Annotated in this window: 24 protein-coding genes; 15 read left to right on the forward strand and 9 right to left on the reverse strand. The window is 55.3% G+C overall.

Going from position 1 to position 23,893, the window contains the following annotated elements:
* Nucleotides 1-54: 54 nt before the first annotated feature.
* The 6 genes from cyoA (at nucleotide 55) to Q3H59_RS15425 (ending at nucleotide 6,305) form a co-directional block, all read left to right on the forward strand.
* Nucleotides 55-981, forward strand: coding sequence for a cytochrome o ubiquinol oxidase subunit II (gene cyoA, locus Q3H59_RS15400; RefSeq protein WP_101762426.1), 927 nt, complete (start codon nucleotides 55-57; stop codon nucleotides 979-981).
* Nucleotides 982-985: 4 nt separating this feature from the next.
* Entirely contained in the window at nucleotides 986-2,968 is a 1,983-nt protein-coding gene (gene cyoB / locus Q3H59_RS15405) for a cytochrome o ubiquinol oxidase subunit I (protein WP_192236708.1), read from the forward strand.
* On the forward strand, nucleotides 2,968-3,582 hold the full coding sequence (locus Q3H59_RS15410) for a cytochrome o ubiquinol oxidase subunit III (protein ID WP_007886985.1): 615 nt from the start codon (nucleotides 2,968-2,970) through the stop codon (nucleotides 3,580-3,582). The genes cyoB and Q3H59_RS15410 overlap by 1 nt, the downstream gene beginning before the upstream one ends.
* Nucleotides 3,582-3,911, forward strand: coding sequence for a cytochrome o ubiquinol oxidase subunit IV (locus tag Q3H59_RS15415; protein ID WP_007886986.1), 330 nt, complete (start codon nucleotides 3,582-3,584; stop codon nucleotides 3,909-3,911). Before Q3H59_RS15410 ends, Q3H59_RS15415 begins: the two co-directional genes overlap by 1 nt.
* An 11-nt stretch (nucleotides 3,912-3,922) precedes the next feature.
* Complete coding sequence (cyoE, locus tag Q3H59_RS15420) at nucleotides 3,923-4,810, forward strand: heme o synthase (RefSeq protein ID WP_008103945.1); 888 nt, start codon at nucleotides 3,923-3,925, stop codon at nucleotides 4,808-4,810.
* 130 nt (nucleotides 4,811-4,940) lie between these two features.
* Nucleotides 4,941-6,305, forward strand: coding sequence for an MFS transporter (locus tag Q3H59_RS15425; protein WP_309835701.1), 1,365 nt, complete (start codon nucleotides 4,941-4,943; stop codon nucleotides 6,303-6,305).
* 33 nt (nucleotides 6,306-6,338) lie between these two features.
* On the opposite strand, the gene adhP is transcribed toward Q3H59_RS15425, so the two are convergent.
* On the reverse strand, nucleotides 6,339-7,379 hold the full coding sequence (gene adhP / locus Q3H59_RS15430; RefSeq protein ID WP_137385269.1) for an alcohol dehydrogenase AdhP: 1,041 nt from the start codon (nucleotides 7,377-7,379) through the stop codon (nucleotides 6,339-6,341).
* 30 nt (nucleotides 7,380-7,409) lie between these two features.
* Nucleotides 7,410-8,930 carry an aldehyde dehydrogenase family protein gene (locus Q3H59_RS15435; RefSeq protein ID WP_192414023.1) on the reverse strand — a complete coding sequence of 507 codons (1,521 nt, stop codon included), beginning with the start codon at nucleotides 8,928-8,930 and terminating at the stop codon, nucleotides 7,410-7,412.
* Nucleotides 8,931-9,205: 275 nt separating this feature from the next.
* On the opposite strand from Q3H59_RS15435, the gene Q3H59_RS15440 reads away from it, so the two are divergent.
* Nucleotides 9,206-10,978 (forward strand): sigma-54-dependent Fis family transcriptional regulator, encoded by a 1,773-nt coding sequence (locus Q3H59_RS15440; protein ID WP_192414022.1) that lies wholly within the window; start codon nucleotides 9,206-9,208, stop codon nucleotides 10,976-10,978.
* Here Q3H59_RS15440 and Q3H59_RS15445 read toward each other — a convergent pair.
* A complete protein-coding gene (locus Q3H59_RS15445; protein ID WP_101762432.1) occupies nucleotides 10,975-11,466 on the reverse strand; it encodes a YajQ family cyclic di-GMP-binding protein in 492 nt (163 codons plus the stop codon). The two genes, Q3H59_RS15440 and Q3H59_RS15445, sit on opposite strands and share 4 nt — an antisense overlap.
* Before the next feature lie 125 nt (nucleotides 11,467-11,591).
* Between Q3H59_RS15445 and panE the strand changes: the two genes are divergently transcribed.
* Nucleotides 11,592-12,512, forward strand: coding sequence for a 2-dehydropantoate 2-reductase (gene panE, locus Q3H59_RS15450; protein WP_309835704.1), 921 nt, complete (start codon nucleotides 11,592-11,594; stop codon nucleotides 12,510-12,512).
* On the forward strand, nucleotides 12,466-13,074 hold the full coding sequence (yajL, locus tag Q3H59_RS15455) for a protein deglycase YajL (RefSeq protein WP_137385266.1): 609 nt from the start codon (nucleotides 12,466-12,468) through the stop codon (nucleotides 13,072-13,074). Before panE ends, yajL begins: the two co-directional genes overlap by 47 nt.
* 114 nt (nucleotides 13,075-13,188) lie before the next feature.
* Here the strand turns inward: yajL and thiI are convergent, their stop codons facing one another.
* A complete protein-coding gene (gene thiI / locus Q3H59_RS15460) occupies nucleotides 13,189-14,637 on the reverse strand; it encodes a tRNA uracil 4-sulfurtransferase ThiI (protein ID WP_110867750.1) in 1,449 nt (482 codons plus the stop codon).
* A 237-nt stretch (nucleotides 14,638-14,874) separates the two neighbouring features.
* Here thiI and xseB point away from each other — a divergent pair, with 237 nt between their 5' ends.
* The 4 genes from xseB (at nucleotide 14,875) to Q3H59_RS15480 (ending at nucleotide 18,967) form a co-directional block, all read left to right on the forward strand.
* Nucleotides 14,875-15,117, forward strand: a complete 243-nt coding sequence (gene xseB / locus Q3H59_RS15465; RefSeq protein ID WP_101762436.1) for an exodeoxyribonuclease VII small subunit — start codon at nucleotides 14,875-14,877, stop codon at nucleotides 15,115-15,117.
* Nucleotides 15,117-16,016: a (2E,6E)-farnesyl diphosphate synthase gene (gene ispA / locus Q3H59_RS15470; protein ID WP_192414019.1), complete on the forward strand. Its 900-nt coding sequence runs from the start codon at nucleotides 15,117-15,119 to the stop codon at nucleotides 16,014-16,016. The genes xseB and ispA overlap by 1 nt, the downstream gene beginning before the upstream one ends.
* Nucleotides 16,017-16,035: 19 nt before the next feature.
* Entirely contained in the window at nucleotides 16,036-17,901 is a 1,866-nt protein-coding gene (gene dxs, locus Q3H59_RS15475) for a 1-deoxy-D-xylulose-5-phosphate synthase (protein ID WP_101762438.1), read from the forward strand.
* 91 nt (nucleotides 17,902-17,992) lie between these two features.
* A complete protein-coding gene (locus Q3H59_RS15480) occupies nucleotides 17,993-18,967 on the forward strand; it encodes an aldo/keto reductase (protein ID WP_101762439.1) in 975 nt (324 codons plus the stop codon).
* A gap of 118 nt (nucleotides 18,968-19,085) precedes the next feature.
* Here the strand turns inward: Q3H59_RS15480 and thiL are convergent, their stop codons facing one another.
* From thiL to nrdR, 5 genes are all read right to left on the reverse strand, one after another.
* Nucleotides 19,086-20,063 (reverse strand): thiamine-phosphate kinase, encoded by a 978-nt coding sequence (gene thiL / locus Q3H59_RS15485; RefSeq protein WP_101762440.1) that lies wholly within the window; start codon nucleotides 20,061-20,063, stop codon nucleotides 19,086-19,088.
* Nucleotides 20,064-20,109: 46 nt separating this feature from the next.
* Complete coding sequence (nusB, locus tag Q3H59_RS15490) at nucleotides 20,110-20,529, reverse strand: transcription antitermination factor NusB (protein WP_007887007.1); 420 nt, start codon at nucleotides 20,527-20,529, stop codon at nucleotides 20,110-20,112.
* A 19-nt stretch (nucleotides 20,530-20,548) separates the two neighbouring features.
* Nucleotides 20,549-21,019 (reverse strand): 6,7-dimethyl-8-ribityllumazine synthase, encoded by a 471-nt coding sequence (gene ribE / locus Q3H59_RS15495; RefSeq protein WP_007887008.1) that lies wholly within the window; start codon nucleotides 21,017-21,019, stop codon nucleotides 20,549-20,551.
* 90 nt (nucleotides 21,020-21,109) lie between these two features.
* On the reverse strand, nucleotides 21,110-22,213 hold the full coding sequence (ribD, locus tag Q3H59_RS15500; RefSeq protein WP_309835712.1) for a bifunctional diaminohydroxyphosphoribosylaminopyrimidine deaminase/5-amino-6-(5-phosphoribosylamino)uracil reductase RibD: 1,104 nt from the start codon (nucleotides 22,211-22,213) through the stop codon (nucleotides 21,110-21,112).
* Nucleotides 22,214-22,216: 3 nt separating this feature from the next.
* Nucleotides 22,217-22,666 (reverse strand): transcriptional regulator NrdR, encoded by a 450-nt coding sequence (gene nrdR / locus Q3H59_RS15505; protein WP_008103978.1) that lies wholly within the window; start codon nucleotides 22,664-22,666, stop codon nucleotides 22,217-22,219.
* A 205-nt stretch (nucleotides 22,667-22,871) separates the two neighbouring features.
* Between nrdR and lysM the strand changes: the two genes are divergently transcribed.
* Together lysM and Q3H59_RS15515 are read left to right on the forward strand one after the other, a co-directional pair.
* Complete coding sequence (gene lysM, locus Q3H59_RS15510; protein WP_110867754.1) at nucleotides 22,872-23,312, forward strand: peptidoglycan-binding protein LysM; 441 nt, start codon at nucleotides 22,872-22,874, stop codon at nucleotides 23,310-23,312.
* Nucleotides 23,313-23,326: 14 nt separating this feature from the next.
* Entirely contained in the window at nucleotides 23,327-23,887 is a 561-nt protein-coding gene (locus Q3H59_RS15515) for a DUF3251 domain-containing protein (protein ID WP_280172522.1), read from the forward strand.
* Nucleotides 23,888-23,893: the final 6 nt, after the last annotated feature.

Genomic DNA, 23,893 nt, shown 5'->3' on the forward strand with positions numbered 1-23,893 from the left:
AAAATGCGCGCACACTTAAACGACAATAGAGCCCTTTGTCATTGAGGTCGTTAAATGAGACTCAGTAAATACAATAAAAGTTTGGGGATTTTGTCATTAATTGCAGGCGCTGTATTACTCAGTGGCTGCGATAGTGCGTTGTTAAATCCCAAAGGACAGATTGCACTGGAGCAACGTTCGTTGATTCTGACAGCTTTCGGCTTGATGATGATCGTAGTTATCCCGGCAGTCTTCATGGCAGTATTCTTTGCCTGGAAATATCGGGCAACCAATACTAACGCAACATATAGCCCTAACTGGTCACACTCAAACAAAGTGGAAGCCGTGGTCTGGACCATTCCGATCCTGATCATTATCTTCCTCGGCGTTTTGACCTGGAAATCAACCCACGCGCTGGAGCCGAGCAAACCGCTGGTTTCTGACGTTAAACCGGTTGAGATCGACGTAGTGGCACTGGACTGGAAATGGCTGTTCATTTACCCGGAACAGGGTATTGCAACCGTCAACCAGATTGCCTTCCCGGCAAACACTCCGGTGAACTTCAAGATCACCTCCAACTCCGTGATGAACTCCTTCTTTATTCCTACTCTCGGCAGCCAGATTTATGCGATGGCCGGTATGCAGACCAAATTGCATCTGATCGCCAACGAGCCAGGAACATTTGACGGTATCTCTGCGAACTTCAGTGGTCGTGGTTTCTCTGGCATGAAGTTCAAAGCCATTGCAACTAAAGACGATGCGGAATTCCAGCAGTGGGTTGCCAAAGTTAAAGCGGCACCTAACGCGCTGAACACCATGGATGATTTCGAGAAACTGGCTACGCCAAGCGAAAATCACCCGGTGGAATATTTCTCAACGGCAAATCCAGAACTGTTCAAGCAAGTGATTGATAAGTTCATGATGAGCCACGGGAAGATGGACATGCCAGAACATAAAGGCATGGACATGAGTCACGCCGCTTCCGCGGGAGCCGAGGAATAATACGATGTTCGGAAAATTAACACTGGATGCAGTGCCATACCACGAACCCATTATCGTGGTTACGGTCGCCGCTATCATCTTAGGTGGTCTGGCGCTGGTTGCTGCGATTACCTACTTTGGTAAGTGGCAGTACCTGTGGTCAGAATGGTTCACCTCCATTGACCACAAAAAACTGGGTATCATGTACATCATCATGGCTTTCGTCATGTTGCTGCGCGGCTTTGCCGATGCGGTAATGATGCGTACCCAACAAGTGATGGCTTCCGCTGGGGAAGCCGGCATACTACCGCCGCACCACTACGACCAGATCTTCACCGCTCACGGCGTGATCATGATCTTCTTCGTGGCGATGCCGTTCGTGGTAGGTCTGATGAACATCGCGGTACCGCTGCAAATCGGTGCTCGTGACGTTGCCTTCCCGTTCCTGAACAACCTGAGCTTCTGGTTTACCGCGATCGGTGTGATCCTGGTGAACATCTCTCTGGGTGTGGGCGAGTTCGCACAGACCGGCTGGTTGGCTTATCCGCCGCTTTCGGGTGCGGAGTACAGTCCTGGCGTCGGGGTCGATTACTGGATCTGGAGTCTCCAGCTGTCCGGTATCGGTACGACACTGACCGGTATCAACTTCTTCGTGACCATTCTGAAGATGCGTGCGCCGGGCATGGACCTGTTCAAAATGCCGGTATTCACCTGGGCATCACTGTGTACTAACGTCCTGATCATCGCTGCGTTCCCGGTACTGACCGTTACGCTGGCACTGTTGACGCTTGACCGTTACCTTGGCTTCCATTTCTTCACCAATGAAATGGGCGGTAACATGATGATGTACGTCAACCTGATTTGGGTCTGGGGTCACCCGGAAGTGTACATCCTGGTTCTGCCGGTGTTTGGTGTCTTCGCTGAAGTCACGGCGACCTTCTCTAAAAAGCGTCTGTTCGGTTACACCTCTCTGGTGTGGGCGACCATCGCGATTACCGTTCTGTCGTTCATTGTTTGGCTGCACCACTTCTTCACCATGGGTGCGGGCGCGAACGTAAACGCCTTCTTCGGTATCATGACGATGATCATCGCTATCCCGACCGGCGTGAAAATCTTCAACTGGCTGTTCACCATGTATCAGGGTCGCGTTGAGTTCCACTCAGCGATGCTGTGGACCATCGGCTTCCTGGTTACCTTCTCTATTGGTGGTATGACAGGTGTTCTGCTGGCGGTTCCAGGTGCGGACTTCATTCTGCACAACAGCCTGTTCCTGATCGCGCACTTCCATAACGTGATTATCGGTGGTGTGGTGTTCGGTTGTATGGCTGGCGTGACCTACTGGTTCCCGAAAGCGTTCGGCTTCACGCTGAATGAAAAATGGGGTATCCGCGCGTTCTGGTTCTGGATCATCGGCTTCTTCGTGGCATTCATGCCGCTGTATGCGCTGGGCTTCATGGGCATGACGCGTCGTATCAGCCAGGACATCGATCCTCAGTTCCACTCACTGCTGGTGGTTGCAGCAGGCGGTGCGGCGCTGATCGCTTGCGGTATCCTGTGCCAGGTTACCCAGTTCTACGTTTCTGTGCGTGACCGCGACCAGAACCGTGATCTGACCGGTGACCCGTGGGGTGGACGTACGCTGGAGTGGGCAACCTCTTCACCGCCGCCGTTCTACAACTTTGCTGTTATCCCGCATATCCATGAGCGCGATGCGTTCTGGGAAATGAAAGAGAAAGGCGAAGCGTACAAGCAGCCAGAAAAATATGAAGAAATTCATATGCCGAAAAACAGTGGCGCAGCTGTTGTTATCGCGGCTCTGATGACTGTATTCGGTTTCGCCATGATCTGGCATATCTGGTGGCTGGCTGGCCTCACCTTCGTGGGCACTATCGTCACCTGGATTGTGAAGAGCTTCGATGAAGACGTGGATTACTACGTACCGGTTGCTGAAGTCGAGCAGATCGAGAAGAAGCACTTTGACGAAATCAGCAAAGCAGGTCTGAAATAATGTCAACTGAAACTGCAAAACACCACCACGACGCCCATGCGGAGCATGGGCATCACGATGCAGGAGCCAATAAAGTCTTTGGCTTCTGGATCTACCTGATGAGTGACTGCATTATCTTCGCAACCCTGTTTGCGACCTATGCAGTTATGGTCAATAACACTGCCGGTGGCCCGGCAGGTAAAGACATCTTCGAACTGCCGTTCGTTCTGGTCGAAACCGCGCTGCTGCTGCTCAGCTCCATTACCTATGGTATGGCAGTGATTGCGATGAACAACCAGAACAAGGGCTCAGTCATCAGCTGGTTAGCCTTGACCTTCCTGTTCGGTGCTGGCTTTATCGGCATGGAAATCTATGAATTCCATCACCTGATCAAAGAAGGCTTCGGTCCCGATCGCAGCGGCTTCCTGTCAGCGTTCTTTACGCTGGTCGGCACGCACGGTCTGCACGTGACTTCTGGCCTGATCTGGATGGCAGTGATGATGTTCCAGATTTCTAAACGTGGTCTGACTGCAACCAACCGCACCCGTATCATGTGCCTGAGCTTGTTCTGGCACTTCCTGGATGTGGTTTGGATCTGCGTATTCACCGTTGTCTACCTGATGGGAGCCATGTAATGAGTCATTCTGTTAACGAACATGGCGCTTCTCACGGTAGCGTGAAGTCTTACATGATCGGCTTCGTCCTCTCCATCATCCTGACCGGTATTCCGTTCTGGATGGTCATGGATGGCGGCGCTTCACACGGCACTATTCTGGGTGTGGTTCTGGTGTGTGCGGTAGTTCAGGTGCTGGTTCACCTGGTCTACTTCCTGCACTTAGACAGCAAATCAGAAGGTGGCTGGAACATGGTGGCCATTGTCTTCTCAGCACTCATCATCTTGATTGTTGTCGTAGGCTCACTGTGGATTATGTGGAACCTCAACTACAACATGATGGCCCACTAAAGAGTCGCGTAATGATTAAGCAATACCTGCAAGTAACAAAACCAGGAATTATTTTCGGCAATTTAATTTCTGTGATCGGTGGATTCCTGCTGGCTTCGAAAGGCAGCATTGATTACACCCTGTTTCTCGCCTCGCTGGTTGGCGTATCGCTGGTTGTCGCATCAGGTTGTGTTTTCAACAACGTGATTGACCGCGATATCGACATCAAAATGGAGAGAACGCGGAACCGTGTTCTGGTCAAAGGCCTGATCTCGGCGAAAGTAAGCCTGGTTTATGCAACCGCATTGGGTATTGCTGGCTTTGCGTTGCTGTATTTCGGCGCTAACCCGCTGGCCATGTGGCTGGCGGTGATGGGCTTCGTGGTTTACGTAGGCGTTTATAGCCTCTATATGAAGCGTAACTCTGTCTACGGCACGCTGATTGGTAGTCTCTCTGGCGCTGCGCCGCCGGTGATTGGCTACTGCGCAGTGACCAACCAGTTTGATGCTGGCGCGTTGATTTTACTGGCTATCTTTAGCCTGTGGCAGATGCCGCACTCCTATGCGATTGCCATCTTCCGCTTTAAAGATTACCAGGCTGCCAACATCCCGGTTCTGCCAGTGGTGAAAGGCATCTCGGTGGCAAAAAATCATATTACGCTGTATATCCTGGCGTTCATGATTGCCACGCTGATGCTGACCCTTGGCGGTTACGCGGGCTACAAATATCTGGTGGTGGCTGCGGCCGTTAGCGTGTGGTGGCTCGGGATGGCGCTTTCAGGTTACAAAACCTCAAACGATAAAGTTTGGGCGCGTAAACTGTTTGTGTTCTCGATTGTCGCTATCACCGCTCTGAGCGTGATGATGTCCGTTGATTTCATGACGCCGGCGTCGAAAGATTTACTGACTTACGTCTGGTAATTCAGCTCCGCAAAACCAGAAAGGGCGCGAATTTCGCGCCCTTTCTTTTTGTTACCACTGCTTAAGAACAAATGTTTTACCCGCCCTGCCCTGCTGCCTAAAATGGGCGCAGTATAATTTTGAGGTAAACATGAACGACAATAAAATGACGCCAGTAGAGCTTCGTGCTACATGGGGTTTAGGTACCGTTTTTTCCCTGCGCATGTTGGGAATGTTTATGGTCTTGCCGGTACTCACCACGTACGGCATGGCGTTACAGGGCGCCAGTGAAACACTGATTGGTCTCGCAATCGGTATCTATGGTTTGGCACAAGCCATCTTCCAGATTCCTTTTGGTCTGCTCTCCGATCGCGTCGGCCGAAAGCCGCTGATCGTTGGCGGGCTGCTGCTGTTCGTTTTCGGCAGCGTGATCGCCGCCACCTCCGACACCATTTGGGGCGTGATTTTAGGCCGCGCGTTACAAGGCTCCGGCGCGATTGCCGCTGCGGTAATGGCGTTGCTGTCAGATTTAACCCGTGAACAAAACCGCACCAAGGCGATGGCGTTTATCGGCATCAGCTTTGGCGTCACTTTTGCTATTGCGATGGTAGTTGGCCCGATTGTCACCCACGCACTCGGCTTGCACGCGCTGTTCTGGATGATCGCCATCCTCGCGACGCTGGGCATCGTCATCACCTTATTAGTGGTGCCGAAAGCACCAAACCACGTATTGAACCGCGAATCCGGCATGGTGAAAGGCAGTATCCGCGCGGTGTTGACCAATCCAAAACTGTTAAAACTGAATATCGGCATTCTCTGCCTGCACATTCTGCTGATGTCGAGCTTCGTGGCGCTGCCGGGACAGTTTGAACAAGCCGGTTTACCGGCGGCCGAGCACTGGAAAGTCTATCTGGTGACGATGTTGGTGGCCTTTGTTGCCGTGGTGCCTTTCATTATCTATGCCGAAGTGAAGCGCCGCATGAAGCGCGTGTTTGTCGGCTGCGTGGCGATCATCATCATTGCAGAAATCGTATTGTGGGGCGCGGCAGGCCACTTCTGGACGCTGGTTATTGGCGTGCAGCTGTTCTTCCTCGCTTTCAACCTGATGGAAGCGATTCTGCCATCACTGATCAGCAAAGAGTCGCCGCCGGGCTACAAAGGCACCGCGATGGGCATCTACTCCACCAGCCAGTTCATTGGTGTGGCGATTGGCGGCAGCATGGGCGGATGGATCTATGGTCATGTTGATGCTCAAACCGTGTTCCTGGTCGGTGCGATTGTCGCGGCTGCCTGGCTGTTTGTGGCGATGTCGATGCAGGAACCGCCTTACGTCAGCAGCCTGCGCATTATGCTCAGCGATGCGGTGCTGGCGGTGCCGAATCTGGAGAAGCGTTTGAAAGCGCAGCCCGGCGTGGCGTCGGTGTTTATCGTGCCAGAAGAGAAAAGTGCTTACATCAAAATCGACAGTAAAGTGACGAGCCGCGTCGAACTCGAAGCGCTGCTCGCCAGCTGCTAAATGACCATCCCGACTATCGCGTCGGGCTTTTTGTTACAGCGACATATCCACCACGATGCGCCCTTCAATCTTGCCAGCGTGCATCCGCGCAAAGATATCGTTGATGTTAGTCAGCGGTTCCACCGCTACGGTGGCTTTCACCTTGTGACGACCGGCGAAATCCAGCGCTTCCTGCAGATCTTTGCGCGTCCCGACGATGGAACCGCGCACCGTAATGCCGTCCAACACCATATCGAAAATCGACAGATCGAATTTGCCCGGCGGCAAACCGTTCAGCACCATGGTGCCGCCACGACGCAGCGTACCAATCGCCTGTTCGAACGCTTTTGGTGAAACCGCCGTGACCAGCACGCCATGCGCACCGCCAAAACTCTCCTGGAACACCTTGGCCGGATCGACATTTTTCGCATTCGCCACCACGCTGGCACCGAGACGTTTAGCGAACGCCAGTTTCTCATCATCAATATCCACCGCCGCCACGTTCAGACCCATGGCAACCGCGTACTGCACCGCCATATGCCCTAAACCGCCAATACCGGAAATCACCACCCAATCGCCGGGTTTGGTGTCGGTCATTTTCAGCCCTTTATACACGGTGACGCCGGCACAGAGGATCGGCGCGATTTCGTTGTAATCGACGTTATCTGGAATGATGCCGACATAGTTGGCATCGGCGAGGCAGTATTCCGCGAAGCTGCCATTCACTGAGTAACCGGCATTTTGCTGCGACAGACACAGCGTTTCCCAGCTATCGAGACAGTGTTCGCAGTGACCGCACGCCGAATAGAGCCATGGCACACCGACGCGATCGCCCATTTTCAGGTGCTTAACGCCCTCGCCGAGCGCCACAACCTGGCCCACACCTTCGTGGCCCGGAATAAACGGCGGATTGGGTTTAATCGGCCAGTCGCCTTCGGCCGCGTGAAGATCGGTATGGCACACGCCGGTAGCCGCAATTTTCACTAAAATCTGCCCCGGCCCGACCTGCGGCACCGGCACCTGCTCAATCACTAACGGTTCACCAAAAGCCTTCACAACAGCGGCTTTCATGGTGGTTTTGATTTGCATATTCATCTTTCACTCTCCATTTGAACGGATGCGGACTTAGAACAGGCCCAAAGGCGCGGTGCCATAGCTAACCAGCAGATTTTTGGTTTGTTGATAGGCGCTGAGCGCCATTTTGTGCGTCTCACGGCCTACACCCGACTGCTTGTAACCGCCGAATGCCGCGTGAGCGGGATAGATGTGATAACAGTTGGTCCAGACGCGCCCGGCTTTGATGCCGCGTCCCATGCGATAAGCCAGATTGGTATCGCGCGTCCACACGCCCGCACCAAGACCGAACTGGGTTTCGTTGGCGATGGCGAGCGCTTCTGCCTCATCCTTAAAGGTGGTAACACCAATCACCGGCCCAAAAATCTCCTCCTGGAAACAGCGCATCTGGTTGGTTCCTTTGATTAAGGTCGGCTGAATGTAGAATCCATCATTCAGCTCGGTGGCCATGCTGGCGCGATCGCCACCGGTGAGAATTTGCCCGCCTTCGTCGCGTGCGATGTTGATATACGACAGGATTTTATCGAATTGCTGGCGTGAAGCCTGTGCACCAATCATGGTGTCGCTATCGAGCGGATCGCCGCGACGGATGTTCGCCACCTTGGCCATCACGCGATCCATAAAGGGTTGATAGATCGATTCATGAATCAAGGCGCGCGATGGACAGGTACAGACTTCCCCCTGATTGAAGAAACCGAGTACTAACCCTTCCACCGCCTTCTCAATAAACTCGTCCTCACCATCCATCACATCAGCGAAGTAGATATTCGGCGACTTGCCGCCCAGCTCGACGGTGCAGGGAATGATGTTTTCAGCAGCGCAGGCCATAATGTGGCGCCCCACCGGCGTTGAACCGGTAAAGGCGATTTTGGCGATGCGTTTGCTGGTCGCCAGCGCTTCACCCGCTTCACGACCAAAGCCCTGCACCACATTCAACACGCCAGCCGGGAACAGATCGCCAATCATCTCCATCAGCAGCGTAATGCCCAGCGGCGTCTGTTCCGCCGGTTTCAGCACCACACAGTTGCCCGCCGCCAGCGCTGGCGCCAGTTTCCACGCCGCCATTAACAGCGGGAAGTTCCACGGAATGATTTGCCCAACCACACCGAGCGGTTCATGGAAGTGATATGCCACGGTGGTTTCATCGATCTCCGCGGTGCTGCCCTCTTGCGCGCGCAGGCAACCGGCGAAGTAACGGAAGTGATCCACCGCCAGCGGCAGATCGGCGTTCAGGGTTTCGCGAATCGGTTTGCCGTTATCCCAGCTCTCCGCTACCGCCAGTTTTTCGAGATTGGCCTCAATGCGATCCGCCACCTGCAACAGGATGTTGGCGCGATGCTGCACGCTGGTTTTTCCCCAGGCATCAGCCGCCTGATGCGCCGCATCCAGCGCTAAATCGATATCGCGCGCATCCGAACGCGGGAACTGCGCGATATCGCTGCCATTCACTGGCGAGGTGTTAGTGAAGTATTGGCCGCTGAGCGGCTCGACGAATTTGCCCGCAATGTAGTTGCCGTAAATCGCCTGGAATGAAACCAAAGCGCCGGGCGTACCGGGATGTGCATAACGCATCGCAAACTCCTTTATGTAGGGTCAGATAATCTGAAGGCTCAGTCGCCTTACAGAGAACGTGCTGTCAGAGGAGCTATTGCAGCGGGCGTGCCAGCTTTTTTCATCAGAGGATGTTTTGTTAAAAAACCAATATGATCATTAAGTTAAGAGCCGACGCACAACATGACCTGGCTATGTTGTGCAGAAAAGTTCACCATCTGTGTTGCGTATCGCAACAGTACAGAAACCGACCCGCTACAATGTCGCAACACTTTCGCTTGGGCATGAGGTCATCAATGCAGGGAAATCCATCCGCGTCTGCCGTTAACGCCAATCCGCTGTTAAGCGACTCCTGGTTCCGTAGCCAGCTGTATGGCCTCGATCGCACCGCCGATGATTTTCCGCGTGTTCGCCAGGGTGAACTGGCCGATGTGCTTGCCAGCAATGCCGGGCTGCAGCAGTTCGCGCAGCCGGTGATCAAACAGCTGGCGCAGAAACTGGCCGAGAAGCAATCGGTGGTGATTCTGTCGGATGCCACCGGTTTGGTACTCAATACCTTTGGCGATATGCCTTCGATGGAAAAAGCTCAACGTTATGCGCTGGCGCCAGGCAATTTGTGGAGTGAATGCGGGCGCGGCACCAATGCGATTGGCACCGCGCTGGCGATTGATGATGGCTGCGAGATTCAAGGTCATCAGCACTTCCTGACGCTCAATCAAGGTTTGTACTGTGCGGCGATGCCGCTGCAAATGCCCAACGGTCAGATTGCTGGCGTGCTGGATATTTCCGGCCCGGCGCACTTCCCGCATCCGCAGACCTTTAGCTGGGTGAAAGCGGCGGCGAAACAGATCGAATATCTGTGGGTGAAGCAGAGCCTGCATCCGCAGCAATGGTTGATGAGCCTGCATCTGCAGCCGCAGGGCATCGATACCAGCGATGAACTGCTGCTGGTGTTCTCGGATAACGTCCTGACCGCCGCCAACAGGCTGGCGATGCGCGAACTGGCGCTGAGCGTCGGGCAACTCGGCAGCGTGACCTTTCAACAACTGTTTCCGCAACAGCAGCAGCACGCCAACAGCATTCCCGCTCCGCTCGATTACGCTACGCAGCGCTACTATTTTCGCCTGCGAGCACCGCAGCGCAGCCATTTTGCCACGCCGAGCGAACCCGCCAGCGAGCTGCCTTTCTCGCTGGGGCGCGATGGCGAGAAGATGGTGCGACTGCTCAATGCCGGCGTTTCACTGTGCATTCACGGCGAAACCGGCAGCGGCAAAGAGTATGTCAGCCGCGCACTGCATCAGCAAAGCCGCTGGCGCGAAGGCAAATTCGTTGCCATTAACTGCGCGGCCATCCCCGAAGCGCTGATTGAATCTGAGCTGTTTGGCTATCAACCCGGCGCGTTCACCGGCGCGAGCAAGAATGGTTACATCGGCAAAATCCGTGAAGCGGATGGCGGCGTGCTGTTCCTTGATGAAATTGGCGATATGCCGCTGGCACTACAAACCCGCTTGCTACGCGTGTTGCAGGAGAAAGAGGTGGCGCCGCTCGGATCCAGCCGCAGCTGGCCGGTGAATTTCGCGGTGATCAGCGCCACGCACCGCGATTTGGCACAGCGCGTGGCCGAAGGCGAATTCCGCGAAGATTTGCTCTATCGCCTGCAGGAATTCTCGATGACCATTCCGCCGCTGCGCGCCTGGCCGGATGTGGAAGGTTTTATCCGTCGATTATGGCTGGAGCTGGGCGGCGCGGATCGCGATATTCAGCTCTCACCTGCGCTGTTGACGGCTCTGGCGCAGCTGCCGTGGCCGGGTAACGTGCGGCAATTGCGCAGCTTGTTACGCGTGCTATTGGCGCTGGCGGATGAAGGTGAAGAAGTGACAGAGGTGCATTTACCGGCAGAGTATCGGCGTGCGGCGGTGCAGCCACAGTCCGATCGGCAGAGTCATGATAGGCGGTTGATCAGCGAAACGCTGCAGCGCTTCAATGGTAATATCAGTAAAACGGCGGAAGCCTTAGGCGTCGCGCGCAGCACGCTTTATCGTCGTGCGGCGCGCGACAAACGCGATTAGTCGCGGAAGTTTTTGAACTGGAAAGGCTGACCGAGGTTGCCACCGCGCACCAGCGCCATCGCACCTTGCAGGTCGTCGCGTGACTTACCGGTTACGCGCAGTTCTTCACCCTGAATCTGCGTCTGCACTTTCAGCTTGCTGTCTTTAATCAGCTTCACCAGCTTTTTCGCGATATCGCTTTCGATACCTTTCTTCAGCTTGGCTTCCACCGACCAGCTTTTACCGCTGTGCACGATCTCTTCTGGCACTTCAATCGCTGCGCCTTCAATGCCACGCTTCAGCAGCTTTTCGCGCAGAATATCCACCAGCTGCTTGACCTGGAAATCAGATTCGCTGCTGAGTTTGATGGTCTCGTTCTTTTCGTTGAGCTCAATGGTTGCACTCACGTTACGGAAATCGAAACGAGTTGAGATCTCGCGGTTCGCATTCTCCACGGCATTTCGCACTTCCGACAATTCGACTTCGGAAACGATATCGAAAGATGGCATCTTTTCTTCTCCTGATACTAAAGTGACATGCATAATACGCGTCTTGTGGCGCTAATAAAACACGATACGCGGAAAGCTATACTTACCCGTAACGTGAAAACAGGAACCCGCCCACGGGAGGCAAAATGAAAATTACCGTGTTGGGGTGTGGCGCCTTAGGTCAAATTTGGCTCGCCGCTCTCGCCCGTCAGGGACATGAGGTGCAGGGCTGGTTACGTGTACCGCAGCCCTATTGCTCAGCCAACGTAGTCGATCCGCAAGGCGAGGTGAGCAATCACACCTTTATTGCCAATGATCCGCTGTTCCTCGCCGAAAGCCAGCTGTTACTGGTGACGCTCAAAGCGCCCCAGGTTTCACCTGCGGTGAAAAATCTGCAAAGCGTGCTGCCGACGCACGCGCCAATTCTGCTGCTGCATAACGGCATGGGAACGTTGGAAGAGCTGAAAGATTTGCGTCAGCCGCTGTTGCGCGGCATCACCACGCACGCGGCAATGCGCGACGGCACGGTGATTAAGCATATTGCGCACGGCATCACCCATATCGGCCCTGCTAATCGTGAGAGCGCCGCACAGAGCGATATCGCTGATATTCTGCATCAGGCGCTGCCGGATGTGGCCTGGCATGACAATATCGCCGCCGCCAGCTGGCGCAAGCTGGCAATCAACTGCGTGATCAATCCGATGACCGTTGAGCACGATTGCCAAAACGGGGCGCTGCGCGCCTGGCCGGAACAAGTCGCGCTGCTGTGCGAAGAGATCGCCTGGGTGATGGAGCGCGAAGGCCAGCACATGGCGGTGGATAATCTGCGCGACATCATTTACGACGTGATCGATAGCACCGCCGCCAATACCTCATCAATGTTGCAGGATGTGCGCGCGCAGCGTCTGACCGAAATTGATTACATCACCGGCTACCTGTTGCGTCGCGCCCGCGCACAGGGCATTTCACTGCCGGAAAACACCCGTTTGTACGATCTGATTAAACGTAAGGAGTTCCACTATGAGCGCGAACGCATCGGTTCTGGTTTGCCTGGCACATGGAAGTGAAGAGACCGAAGCGGTCACCACTATCGATTTGCTGGTACGCGGCGGATTAAGCGTCACCACCGCCAGCGTGGAGAGCGATGGCACGCGTGAGATCGTTTGTTCGCGCGGCGTGCGGCTGCTGGCGGATGCGCCTTTGGTTGAGGTGGCAGATAACGACTACGATGCGATTGTGCTGCCCGGCGGTTTAAAAGGCGCGCAGACCTTCCGCGACAGCCCGCTGCTGGTGGAAACCGTGCGCCAGTTCCATCTCTCCAGCAAGATTGTGGCGGCGATTTGTGCCGCGCCGGGCACGGTTTTGGTCGCGCACGATCTGTTTCCCGTCGGCAATATGACCGGTTTTCCCGGCCTGCGTGACACCATCCCCGACAGCAAATGGATGGAGCGCCGCGTGGTGTGGGATCCGCGCGTTAATCTGCTGACCAGCCAGGGACCGGGCACCGCAATGGATTTTGCGTTGAAGCTGATTGATTTGCTGGTGGATAAAGAGACCGCGCGTGAAGTGGCTTCACAGCTGGTGTTGGCAGCAGGGATTTATAATTATCAGGAGTTTGAAGAGCGGTAACGTTGTTACAGCACACTGCACATGATTGTAGCGGCGTGATTAATTGCGCATTTCACTGCAACACTGATGCCGCATGAAATACGCGTGATTCATCGCGCCGCTACGGTTTATCGCTTATGGACGATAAACCTTCACGTTTTTGAAGCCCTGCTCATGCAGATAGAGCGCCTGCAGACGACTCATCACACCGCGATCGCAATACAGCAGCCAGGTTTTACTCTGGTCAAGGTCGCCAAACTGGGTGCTGAGTTTGTAGAACGCCAGAGTTTTCACTTCAACGCCTTCGACGATCAGCGGATTCGCCTCCTGCTCATCGGCCGAACGGATATCCAGCACCACGTCGTTGCTGATGAAGGAGTCAACGGTTTCAACTTCCACCACTTCTTCTTCCGTCTGCTCGGCGATTTCACGGATATCGACGTTGCTGGCTTCCTGCACCACGCGATGAAGGATCTCGAAATCGAAGTTTTGCTCTTCCGCTTCGATCTTGCCCTTCACCGCTTTAACGGTTGGGCTTTTCGAAATCACGCCGCAATATTCTGGCATGGTGCGGGCAAAATCTTCGGTGCCGATCTTACGTGCCACATCAATGATGTGCTCTTTGTCATGGGAGATCAGCGGACGCAGAATCAGCGTATCGGAGGCGTTATCGATCAAACGCAGGTTGGTCAGCGTCTGGCTGGAAACCTGGCCCAGCGCTTCGCCGGTCACCAGCGCCTGCACGCCGTAACGTTCCGCCACCATTGACGCCGCACGCACCATCATACGCTTCAGCACCACGCCCATTTGGCCGTCGTCCACTTTCTCAAGAATCTCACCGACTACCGGCTCGAAGTTGATCGCTACGAAGCGTACGCGGTGTGAGCGACCAAAGCGCTGCCACAGGTAATGTGCAACCTGGCGCACGCCAATCTCGTGTGCCGCACCGCCAAGGTTGAAGAAGCAGTAATGCACGCGGCAGCCGCGACGCATCAGCATGTAGCTCGACACGCCAGAATCAAAACCGCCGGAAATCAGTGACAGAACATCTTCCTGGGTACCAATCGGGAATCCGCCTAAGCCTTCATAGCGTGCGGTGATCAGCAACAGACGATCGTCGTCGATCTCCAGATTCACCGTTTCTTCCGGACGATTGAGCTGCACGCGCGCGCTGGCGATGTGTTGGTTAAGGCCGCCGCCAACGTAGCGTTCCACGTCCTGCGAGCTGAAGCTGTGCTTGCCGCGACGCTTGACGCGCACGCAGAAGCTTTTGCCTTCCAGACGCTCGCGGTTCAGCACCAGCGTCTGCTCGAAAATGTCGTGCATATCGGTGTAGGCGCGATCTTCCACCGCCAGCACATGGTGAATGCCCGGAATGCGCGTCAGTTCGGTGACAAGGGTCTCGCGCAGCGACTCATTCTTAGAACGCACTTCAATGTGGTCCCAATGGCGCACGACTTTGATCTCTTCATCCACGGTGCGCAGAATATTACGAATGCTACTGGAGAGAATTTTGATAAAGCGCAGACGCACCGACTGACTTTTGATGGTGATTTCTGGAAACAGCTTGACGATAAACTTCATGGCGACAGGGGTTCGTTTGGACAAATAAGTGCTAAAAGCATCGGCACTTAACTGTTAAAATCATATAATTGCGGGTTAATTCAGGAGCCCCCGCATCCGAGGCGCAAAAGTATATCACCTTTGCCGGGTGACTGCTTTAAGCAACCTTCATCACATTCATTATTTTGCTAATTAATCCTCGTCAGCTACCATGACCGATTGCAAGATGATCTCCTAACCTGTGAGTCGACACTGATTATGCCGAAAAAAGCCGAAGCGCCTGCCAGTTTTGAAAGCGCATTAGAGCAGCTGGAACAGATTGTTAGCCGCCTGGAAAGTGGCGAGCTGCCGTTAGAGCAGGCGCTGAACGAATTTGAACGCGGCGTACAATTGGCACGTACCGGTCAGCAAACCCTGCAGCAGGCAGAGCAGCGTGTGCAAATTCTGCTTAGCGATGAGAAAGATGCCGCCCTCGCCCCTTTTACCCCGGAAAATGAGTAATGGATTTTGCTAAACTGCTGAGCGCTTACCATCAACGCGTTAATCAGGCATTGACGCGCTTAATAGATCCACTTCCTTTTCAGAGTTCTCCTCTGGTGAATGCCATGGAGTATGGGGCATTATTAGGCGGTAAGCGTCTGCGTCCCTTTCTGGTGTACGCAACAGGCGAAATGCTAAAGGCCGATGCCGCCAGCCTCGATGTGCCGGCTGCGGCCGTGGAATGCATCCATGCTTATTCCCTGATTCATGACGATCTGCCGGCGATGGACGACGATGCGTTACGCCGCGGGCAGCCAACCTGCCATATTAAATATGGTGAAGACACGGCGATTCTCGCCGGCGATGCTCTGCAAACTTTGGCCTTTTCGATTCTGGCCGATCAGCCGATGCCCGGCGTCAGCGCCGACGCGCGTATTGCGATGATTTCCGAACTGGCGCAGGCCAGCGGCGTGGCAGGCATGTGCGGCGGTCAGGCACTGGATTTGGCGGCGGAAGGCAAAAGCATCGATCTGGCGCAGCTGGAACAGATTCACCGCCATAAAACCGGCGCGTTAATTCGCGTCGCGGTACGTCTTGGCGCATTAGCCGCCGGCGATCGTGGTCGCGCCGCGATGCCGCTACTGGATACCTACGCCAATGCCATCGGACTGGCGTTTCAGGTGCAGGATGACATCCTCGATGTGGTCGGCGATACCGCCGTGTTAGGAAAAACACAGGGCGCGGATCAGGCATTGGGTAAAAGCACCTATCCTTCATTGATGGGGCTGGAAAATGCCCGCAGTAAAGCCTGGGATCTTTATCAAGAGGCGCTCGGCGCGCTCGATATTCTGGCGGCACAGTCTTACAACACACTCGCCTTACAAGCGCTGGCAAGCTTCATAATTGAACGCGATAAATAACTTTCATAATGAGTCTCTGATGAGTTTTGATATTGCAAAATACCCGACACTGGCGTTAGCCAACACGGTTCAGGAATTACGTTTATTACCGAAAGAAAAACTTCCGGAGCTGTGTGACGAACTGCGTCAGTATCTGCTGGATAGCGTGAGCCGATCTTCCGGCCACTTTGCATCGGGTCTGGGCGTCGTCGAGCTAACAGTGGCGCTGCATTATGTTTATAACACCCCCTTTGATCATCTGGTGTGGGACGTAGGCCATCAGGCCTATCCGCATAAAATCCTGACCGGACGCCGCGATCGTATCGGCACCATCCGCCAGAAAAATGGCCTGCATCCGTTCCCGTGGCGCGGTGAGAGTGAGTACGACGTGCTGAGCGTAGGTCACTCCTCCACCTCGATCAGCGCCGGGCTTGGCATGGCGGTTGCCGCCGAACGTGAAGGCAAAGGCCGTCGCACCGCCTGTATTATTGGCGATGGCGCGATCACCGCCGGCATGGCGTTTGAAGCCATGAACCACGCCGGTGACATCAAGCCGGACATGCTGGTGATCCTCAACGACAACGAGATGTCGATCTCCGAGAACGTGGGCGCACTCAACAATCGTCTGGCACAGATTCTCTCCGGGAAAACCTATTCACGCCTGCGCGAAGGCGGCAAGCGTGTATTGGGCGGTTTGCCGCCGATTAAAGAGCTGGTGAAGCGCACAGAAGAGCACCTGAAAGGCATGGTGGTGCCGGGTACGCTGTTTGAAGAGCTGGGCTTTAACTACATCGGCCCGGTAGATGGTCACGACGTGCTGACGCTGGTGAGCACGCTGAAGAACATGCGCGATCTGAAAGGTCCGCAGTTCCTGCACATCATGACCAAAAAGGGCAAAGGTTATGCCCCTGCGGAAGAAGATCCGATTACCTGGCATGCGGTACCGAAGTTCGATCCCGCCAGCCTGGCGCTGCCGAAAAGCGTGCCGGGCTTACCAAGCTACTCGAAGATTTTCGGCAACTGGCTGAGCGAAATGGCGGCTGACGATCCGCGCCTGATGGCGGTCACGCCAGCGATGCGCGAAGGCTCGGGCATGGTGAGCTACTCACGCGACTATCCGCAGCAATATTTTGATGTGGCGATTGCCGAGCAGCACGCGGTAACGTTCGCGGCGGGTATGGCGATTGGTGGTTACAAACCGGTTGTGGCGATCTACTCGACCTTCCTGCAGCGCGCCTACGATCAGCTGATCCACGATGTCGCCATCCAGAAATTGCCGGTGCTGTTTGCTATCGATCGCGGCGGTATTGTCGGCGCGGATGGTCAAACTCATCAGGGCGCATTTGATATCGCGTTCTTACGCTGCGTGCCAGAGATGGTGATCATGACGCCAAGCGATGAAAACGAATGTCGTCTGATGCTTTACACCGGATATCACTATCAGGATGGCCCAAGTGCGGTGCGTTACCCGCGCGGTACCGGCACCGGCGCAACGCTGGAACCGCTGGCTAGCTTGCCGCTGGGCAAAGGTATCGTGAAGCGTCGCGGCGAAAAGCTGGCGATCCTTAACTTCGGTACTTTGCTGCCAGAAGCCGCTGCCGCTGCGGAAGCGCTAAATGCCACGCTGGTGGATATGCGTTTTGTGAAGCCACTCGATGAAGCACTGATTGCCGAGCTGGCGGCCAGCCACGATTCGCTGGTTACGCTGGAAGAAGGCGCCATCAAAGGCGGCGCCGGCAGCGGCGTCAATGAGTACGTGATGGCAAAACGCCTGCGCGTGCCGGTGCTCAACCTCGGCCTGCCGGATGAGTTCATCCCACAAGGCACGCAGGAAGAAGTACGTCAGGATTATCAGCTGGATGCCGCCGGTATTCAGCAGCAAATCACTGACTGGCTCGCCCAGTAATCTGCCCGACTCGCTCACCGCCCGGTGAGCGAGCCTGCTGCTATGCTTAGGGAACGATTTCCCTCAAGCATAAGAGCAGGAGCCCAAATAGATGAAAACCATTCCCCTAGGCCAAACCGACTTACAGGTTTCACGTCTCTGTTTAGGCTGCATGACTTACGGCGATCCCACGCGCGGCAATCACGCGTGGACGCTGCCTGAAGAGAGCAGCCGACCGTTGATCAAGCAGGCGCTGGAAGCCGGCATCAACTTCTTCGATACCGCTAACAGCTATTCCGATGGCAGCAGCGAAGAGATTGTGGGCCGGGCGCTGAAAGATTTTGCCCGCCGCGATCAGGTTGTGGTCGCCACCAAGGTCTATTTTCCGCTGAGTAATCTGTCACAAGGCTTGTCGCGCCAGAATATCTTGCAATCGATTGATGACAGCCTGACGCGCCTTGGTATGGAGTATGTCGATCTGCTGCAGATTCACCGCTGGGATTACGCCACGCCGATTGAAGAGACGCTGGAAGCGCTGCATGAAGTGGTGAAATCCGGCAAGGCGCGTTACATCGGCGCATCATCAATGCACGCATCGCAGTTTGCTCAGGCGCTGGAGCTGCAAAAGCAAAATAACTGGGCACGCTTTGTCAGCATGCAGGATCAGTACAACCTGATTCAGCGTGAGGAAGAGAATGACATGCATCCGCTGTGTCAGCGCGAAGGCATCGCGGTGTTGCCGTGGAGCCCGCTGGCGCGCGGTAAACTCACGCGTCCATGGGGCGAAACCACCGCACGTTCGGTATCAGATAATGTGATGGAGAAGCTGTATACCGGCACCGAAGAGAACGATGCGGCAATTGCTGAGCGTCTGGCTAACGTAGCCGCCGACAAAGGCGTGACGCGCGCGCAGGTGGCGCTGGCGTGGCTATTACATAAACCGGCGGTCACCGCGCCGATCATTGGCGCTTCGCGCGAGCAACAGTTCGCCGAGTTGGTGAAAGCAGTGGATGTTGAATTGAGTGAGAATGAGATTGCCGAGCTGGAAACGGTATATCAACCGCATCCGGTGGTGGGGTTTGAGTAAGGTGGACCATTCCCCTCACCCCAGCCCTCTCCCGCAAGCGGGCGAGGGAGTAGAACGTGCAGTACCCACCTAATTGTCCCCTCTCCCACTTGTGGGAGAGGGTTAGGGTGAGGGCAATTTACTTCGCGCCGAAGTGATCAAACCCTTTCACATCTACACTGCGCGGCTTGCCGTTCTCCAGCAAACTCAGCCCTTCCGATTCGGGTGCAATCTGCCCAATACAAGTATAAGGCACACCAAAATGGCCGAGCGCCACGTCAATCGCGCCACGGTTCACTTCTGGCACGGTAAAGCACAGCTCGTAATCTTCGCCACCGCTCAACGCCCATTTCAGTACCAGTTCAGGCTCGAAGTGATCGCGCAGGGCCGCTGAAAGCGGTAACGCGTCGAGATTGATGCGAGCGCCAACGCGGCTGGCGGTCAGCACATGGCCGAGATCGGAAATCAGGCCATCAGAGATATCGATCGCCGAGGTTGCCAGACCGCGCAGCGCCTGGCCTTGCAGCACGCGCGGCATTGGACGCAAATGGCGTTTGATCAACGCTTCGTGCACCGCCGGATCGTTCAGGCGATGGCGATGCTGCAGCAGCGATAAACCGGCCGCGCTGTCACCCAAGGTGCCGGTGACAAAGATCCAGTCGCCTGGCTTCGCGCCCGAACGTTTCAGCGCCCTTCCCACTGGCACTAAACCGTGAATGCCGAGCGTCATGCTCAGCGGTCCGCGCGTGGTATCGCCACCAATCAGCTGCATATCGTAATAATCCAGCAGCTCAAACAGGCTGTCGCTAAAGGCCGCCACCCACGGTTCATCGATTTCAGGCAGCGTTAATGCCAGCGTCAGCCAGGCCGGATCGGCGCCCATGGCGGCTAAATCACTGAGATTAACGGCGACGGCTTTGTAGCCGAGATCGGCGGGATGGATATCACGTAAGAAGTGGACGCCTGCAACCAGCGTGTCGGTGCTGATGGCAAGTGTCTGTTTTTCTGGCACGTTAAGTAACGCGCAGTCGTCACCAATTCCTTTCTCCACATCGCGGCGGGAGCTGGTGACGCGGTTAAAGTAACGTGCAATCAGTTCGAATTCACCACAAGACATAAGTCAGGTCTCAATGAGAAAAAGGCCGGATAACCGGCCTTTAACGCTATTTTTTGTTTGGTCGAATTTGCGGGGCAGCTTTGTCGAGCACACCGTTGACGAATTTGTGGCTGTCTTCAGCACCAAACACTTTTGCCAACTCGATGCCTTCGTTGATGGCCACTTTATAAGGCACATCAGAACGCTTGCTCAGCTCATACAGCGAAATACGCAGGATGGCTTTTTCTACCTGGCCCAGCTCTTCCAGCTGACGCGACAGGTAAGGCTTCATCAGACCGTCCAGGTACGCGCTGTTAGTCGCCACACCGGCCAGCAATTCGCGGAAATAGCTAATATCGACGTCTTTGACGTCTTGTTCCGCCAGAAACTGGTATTCCACATCGGCAATGTCGTTCTTAGACAGCTGCCAGGAGTAAAGCGCCTGGACAGCGCACTCACGGGCGCGACGACGAGCAGCAGGTTTCACAAAATTCCCCTTACAAAAATCAGGCTTTGATGGCTTTCAATACGTTGATCATTTCGAGTGCAGTCAGGGCCGCTTCGGCACCTTTATTACCTGCTTTCGTGCCGGCGCGTTCAATCGCCTGCTCGATATTTTCAGTGGTCAACACGCCGAAGGTCACCGGGATTTCGCTGGTCATCGCGACGTGCGCAATGCCCGAGCTGGCTTCACCGGCCACATATTCGAAATGTGCGGTGCCGCCACGGATGACAGTGCCCAACGCAACAATGGCGTCGTGCTTACCGGCTTTCGCCAGTGCGCGTGCTGCCAGCGGCAGTTCGTATGCACCTGGAACCCAGACAACGGTGATGTTATCTGCTTTCACCTGGCCGATGCGCTTAAGTGCGTCAATCGCGCCGTCCAGCAGGCTGTCATTAATGAAGTTGTTAAAACGCGCAATTACGATGGCAATGTTTGCATCAGGCGTGGCAACAGGAGCTTCGATAACTTTCATACATATCCTTTGGGTTGTTTTATGGCCCCGCAGAAGGGGGCGGATTCTATCATACTCTTTGGCGACGCGCTCAGGCTTTTCCGCGCGCTTTCAGCGCGGCGTAAGCGTCAGGCGCAGGTCCTCGCCAACCAGGCGCACATCGCTAAAATTCAGGGCCGGCGCATCGGCCAGCTGTTCCAGTCCGGGCAGCGTGCACAGGCCGCGTGCGGCATTCCCTAACAGCTTTGGCGCCATGTAAACAATCAGCTCATCCACCAGGCCCGCTTGCAGCAAAGCACCCGCTAATCCGGCACCCGCTTCCACCCACACGCTGTTGATCTGGCGCTGGCCGAGCAACATCATCACCGCGACCAAATCAAGCTGTTCACCACGCTGCGGCACCGCAATCTGGGTCACGCTGGCGGGCCATGCGTGTTGATCGGGCTCGCTGCGCATCAGCCAGGTTTCGCCTGGCTGGTCAATCAAACGGTGTTGCGGCGTGACGCGCTGTTGGCTGTCAATCACCACGCGCACCGGCTGACGCAGCTGGCTTTCATCAAGCTGCGCACGCACCTCTTCATTCAATTCACTCCAGCGTACCGTGAGCGACGGATTGTCAGCCAACACCGTGGCGCTGGTGCTAAGAATAGCTGAACTCTGGGCGCGTAAACGTTGCACATCGCGCCTTGCGGCCGCGGATGTGATCCACTGACTTTCGCCACTCGCCATGGCGGTGCGGCCATCAAGGGATGCGCCGAGTTTCAGCTGGATCCACGGGAATCCGGTCCGCATACGTTTGAGAAAACCCCGGTTCAGCGCTTCCGCTTCGTTCATCATCAGGCCATGACTGACGTCGATGCCCGCCTGCTGTAAACGGTAGAGTCCACGTCCTGCCACCTGCGGATTGGGATCCTGCATCGCGGCGACCACGCGCGTCACGCCTGCGGCAATCAGCGCATCGCAGCACGGCGGCGTGCGTCCATGGTGGCTACAAGGTTCCAGCGTGACATACGCGGTTGCGCCAGCAGCTCGTTCGCCCGCCATACGCAGCGCATGCACTTCGGCATGCGGTTCGCCGGCGCGCTGATGCCAGCCTTCGCCGACAATCTCGCCCTCGCGCACAATCACGCAGCCGACGTTGGGGTTAGGTGTGGTGGTAAAGCGTCCGCGCCGCGCCAGTTCCAGCGCGCGCGCCATATAGCGTTCGTCAGTCATGGATTAGTCCTGTAGGCGGGCGATCTCTTCACCAAAATCGCGAATATCTTCGAAGCTGCGATAGACCGAGGCAAAGCGAATGTAGGCCACTTTATCGAGCTTTTTCAGCTCATCCATCACCAGATTGCCGATCAGTGCGCTTGGCACTTCGCGTTCACCGGTGGCACGCAGCTGAGTTTTAATATGATTGACCGCGCTTTCAACCGCATCGGCGCTGACGGGGCGTTTTTCCAGCGCCTTAATCATGCCGCTGCTGAGCTTGTCTTCATTGAAGGGTTCACGCACATCGTTGCTTTTTACCACGCGCGGCATCACCAACTCTGCCACTTCAAAGGTGGTAAAACGCTCATGACACACCAGACACTGACGACGGCGACGCACCGACGATCCTTCACTAACCAGACGAGAATCAATCACTTTGGTGTCCACAGCGGAGCAGAATGGGCAATGCATGAGGCTTCCTGATGCGAGATAAATAGGCCACACAGTGTAGCGCGATCGCGCCACAAAATGTATGTGTGTGGCACATAATGTGTGAATCCCCGTTTGTGACGTTAAGCCAAATGCAAGACATCACCTACATGACCACAGGCAAAAAACCACTACGCTTAAAGAGCCGCCAGCAAGGCGGCCAACATCATAAAAATCTGGAGGATGTATGGGTCTGTTTGATTTCGTGAAAGATGCTGGAGAAAAACTGTGGGATGCCGTCAGTGGCGGCGGCGACGATGCCAGCAAGAAATTGCAGGATCACATCAACAAACTCGGTTTGCCCGACAGCGATAAGGTCAAGGTGGATGTCAAAGGCGATACCGTTACTGTGACTGGTGATGGCATCTCTCAGGAGTTAAAAGAGAAGATTCTGGTGGCCGCCGGTAACGTCGCGGGCATCACCAAGGTGGATGACAAGGTCACCGCCAGCGATGCCGCTACGCCCGCGAAATTCTATACCGTGAAAAAAGGCGATACCTTGAGTGCGGTATCGAAAGAGGTCTACGGAAATCCTAATCAATACAACAAGATTTTCGAGGCGAACAAGCCAATGCTGACGCATCCTGATAAGATCTACCCTGGCCAGGTTTTACGAATTCCCGAATAAAGAAAGGACATTGCATGACGATCAGGACGTTTTGGGCTCCGGCAGCACTCTCTTTGCTGGTTCTCAGTGGTTGCAGTTCAACGCCGGTTTCACCGCAGGTCAAAGAGTTGCATCAGGAGGTGAGTCAGCTTAATCAGCAGATGCGCAAGCTGACCAATCAGGCAACGGCGCTGGAGATTCAGGGACAGCTGAACAGCCAATCCACCCAGGGCGCGTGGCTGTTGCCGCAAGCCAATACGCCGGTGGAGTTACAGACGCAGCTAGGTAAATTGCGTTTGTCACTCTCGCAGGTGGCGGGTGAAGCCAGCGGCAGTCGCGCCAATCTGAATATCCGCTCAACCAATGATCAGCCGATTCCGGCACTGCGCGCGACCGTGGTATGGGGCGAAATGGATCCGGCCAGCGGCAAACCGCTTAACGCGGGCAGCCTGAGCCAGACCATCGAGGTTCCTGCACAGTTAATGCCGCGCAGTTCCGTTAGCGTACCGCTGCGACTCAGCGGGTTAACCCCGGAGCAACTCGGCTACGTGCGCGTGCACGATGTTGAGCCTCCAGCGACGAAAACCACGCCCTGATCGACA

Origin of the sequence: Pantoea sp. SORGH_AS_0659, from assembly GCF_031453915.1 — a bacterium.
Classification (GTDB): Bacteria; Pseudomonadota; Gammaproteobacteria; order Enterobacterales; family Enterobacteriaceae; genus Pantoea; species Pantoea leporis.

Excerpts from the sequence above, each read along its gene's own strand:
- cyoA (WP_101762426.1), top strand. The coding sequence starts at position 55 with ATGAGACTCAGTAAATACAATAAAAGTTTGGGGATTTTGTCATTAATT.
- cyoB (WP_192236708.1), top strand. The coding sequence starts at position 986 with ATGTTCGGAAAATTAACACTGGATGCAGTGCCATACCACGAACCCATT.
- Q3H59_RS15410 (WP_007886985.1), top strand. The coding sequence starts at position 2,968 with ATGTCAACTGAAACTGCAAAACACCACCACGACGCCCATGCGGAGCAT.
- Q3H59_RS15415 (WP_007886986.1), top strand. The coding sequence starts at position 3,582 with ATGAGTCATTCTGTTAACGAACATGGCGCTTCTCACGGTAGCGTGAAG.
- cyoE (WP_008103945.1), top strand. The coding sequence starts at position 3,923 with ATGATTAAGCAATACCTGCAAGTAACAAAACCAGGAATTATTTTCGGC.
- Q3H59_RS15425 (WP_309835701.1), top strand. The coding sequence starts at position 4,941 with ATGAACGACAATAAAATGACGCCAGTAGAGCTTCGTGCTACATGGGGT.
- adhP (WP_137385269.1), bottom strand. The coding sequence starts at position 7,379 with ATGAATATGCAAATCAAAACCACCATGAAAGCCGCTGTTGTGAAGGCT.
- Q3H59_RS15435 (WP_192414023.1), bottom strand. The coding sequence starts at position 8,930 with ATGCGTTATGCACATCCCGGTACGCCCGGCGCTTTGGTTTCATTCCAG.
- Q3H59_RS15440 (WP_192414022.1), top strand. The coding sequence starts at position 9,206 with ATGCAGGGAAATCCATCCGCGTCTGCCGTTAACGCCAATCCGCTGTTA.
- Q3H59_RS15445 (WP_101762432.1), bottom strand. The coding sequence starts at position 11,466 with ATGCCATCTTTCGATATCGTTTCCGAAGTCGAATTGTCGGAAGTGCGA.
- panE (WP_309835704.1), top strand. The coding sequence starts at position 11,592 with ATGAAAATTACCGTGTTGGGGTGTGGCGCCTTAGGTCAAATTTGGCTC.
- yajL (WP_137385266.1), top strand. The coding sequence starts at position 12,466 with ATGAGCGCGAACGCATCGGTTCTGGTTTGCCTGGCACATGGAAGTGAA.
- thiI (WP_110867750.1), bottom strand. The coding sequence starts at position 14,637 with ATGAAGTTTATCGTCAAGCTGTTTCCAGAAATCACCATCAAAAGTCAG.
- xseB (WP_101762436.1), top strand. The coding sequence starts at position 14,875 with ATGCCGAAAAAAGCCGAAGCGCCTGCCAGTTTTGAAAGCGCATTAGAG.
- ispA (WP_192414019.1), top strand. The coding sequence starts at position 15,117 with ATGGATTTTGCTAAACTGCTGAGCGCTTACCATCAACGCGTTAATCAG.
- dxs (WP_101762438.1), top strand. The coding sequence starts at position 16,036 with ATGAGTTTTGATATTGCAAAATACCCGACACTGGCGTTAGCCAACACG.
- Q3H59_RS15480 (WP_101762439.1), top strand. The coding sequence starts at position 17,993 with ATGAAAACCATTCCCCTAGGCCAAACCGACTTACAGGTTTCACGTCTC.
- thiL (WP_101762440.1), bottom strand. The coding sequence starts at position 20,063 with ATGTCTTGTGGTGAATTCGAACTGATTGCACGTTACTTTAACCGCGTC.
- ribE (WP_007887008.1), bottom strand. The coding sequence starts at position 21,019 with ATGAAAGTTATCGAAGCTCCTGTTGCCACGCCTGATGCAAACATTGCC.
- ribD (WP_309835712.1), bottom strand. The coding sequence starts at position 22,213 with ATGACTGACGAACGCTATATGGCGCGCGCGCTGGAACTGGCGCGGCGC.
- nrdR (WP_008103978.1), bottom strand. The coding sequence starts at position 22,666 with ATGCATTGCCCATTCTGCTCCGCTGTGGACACCAAAGTGATTGATTCT.
- lysM (WP_110867754.1), top strand. The coding sequence starts at position 22,872 with ATGGGTCTGTTTGATTTCGTGAAAGATGCTGGAGAAAAACTGTGGGAT.
- Q3H59_RS15515 (WP_280172522.1), top strand. The coding sequence starts at position 23,327 with ATGACGATCAGGACGTTTTGGGCTCCGGCAGCACTCTCTTTGCTGGTT.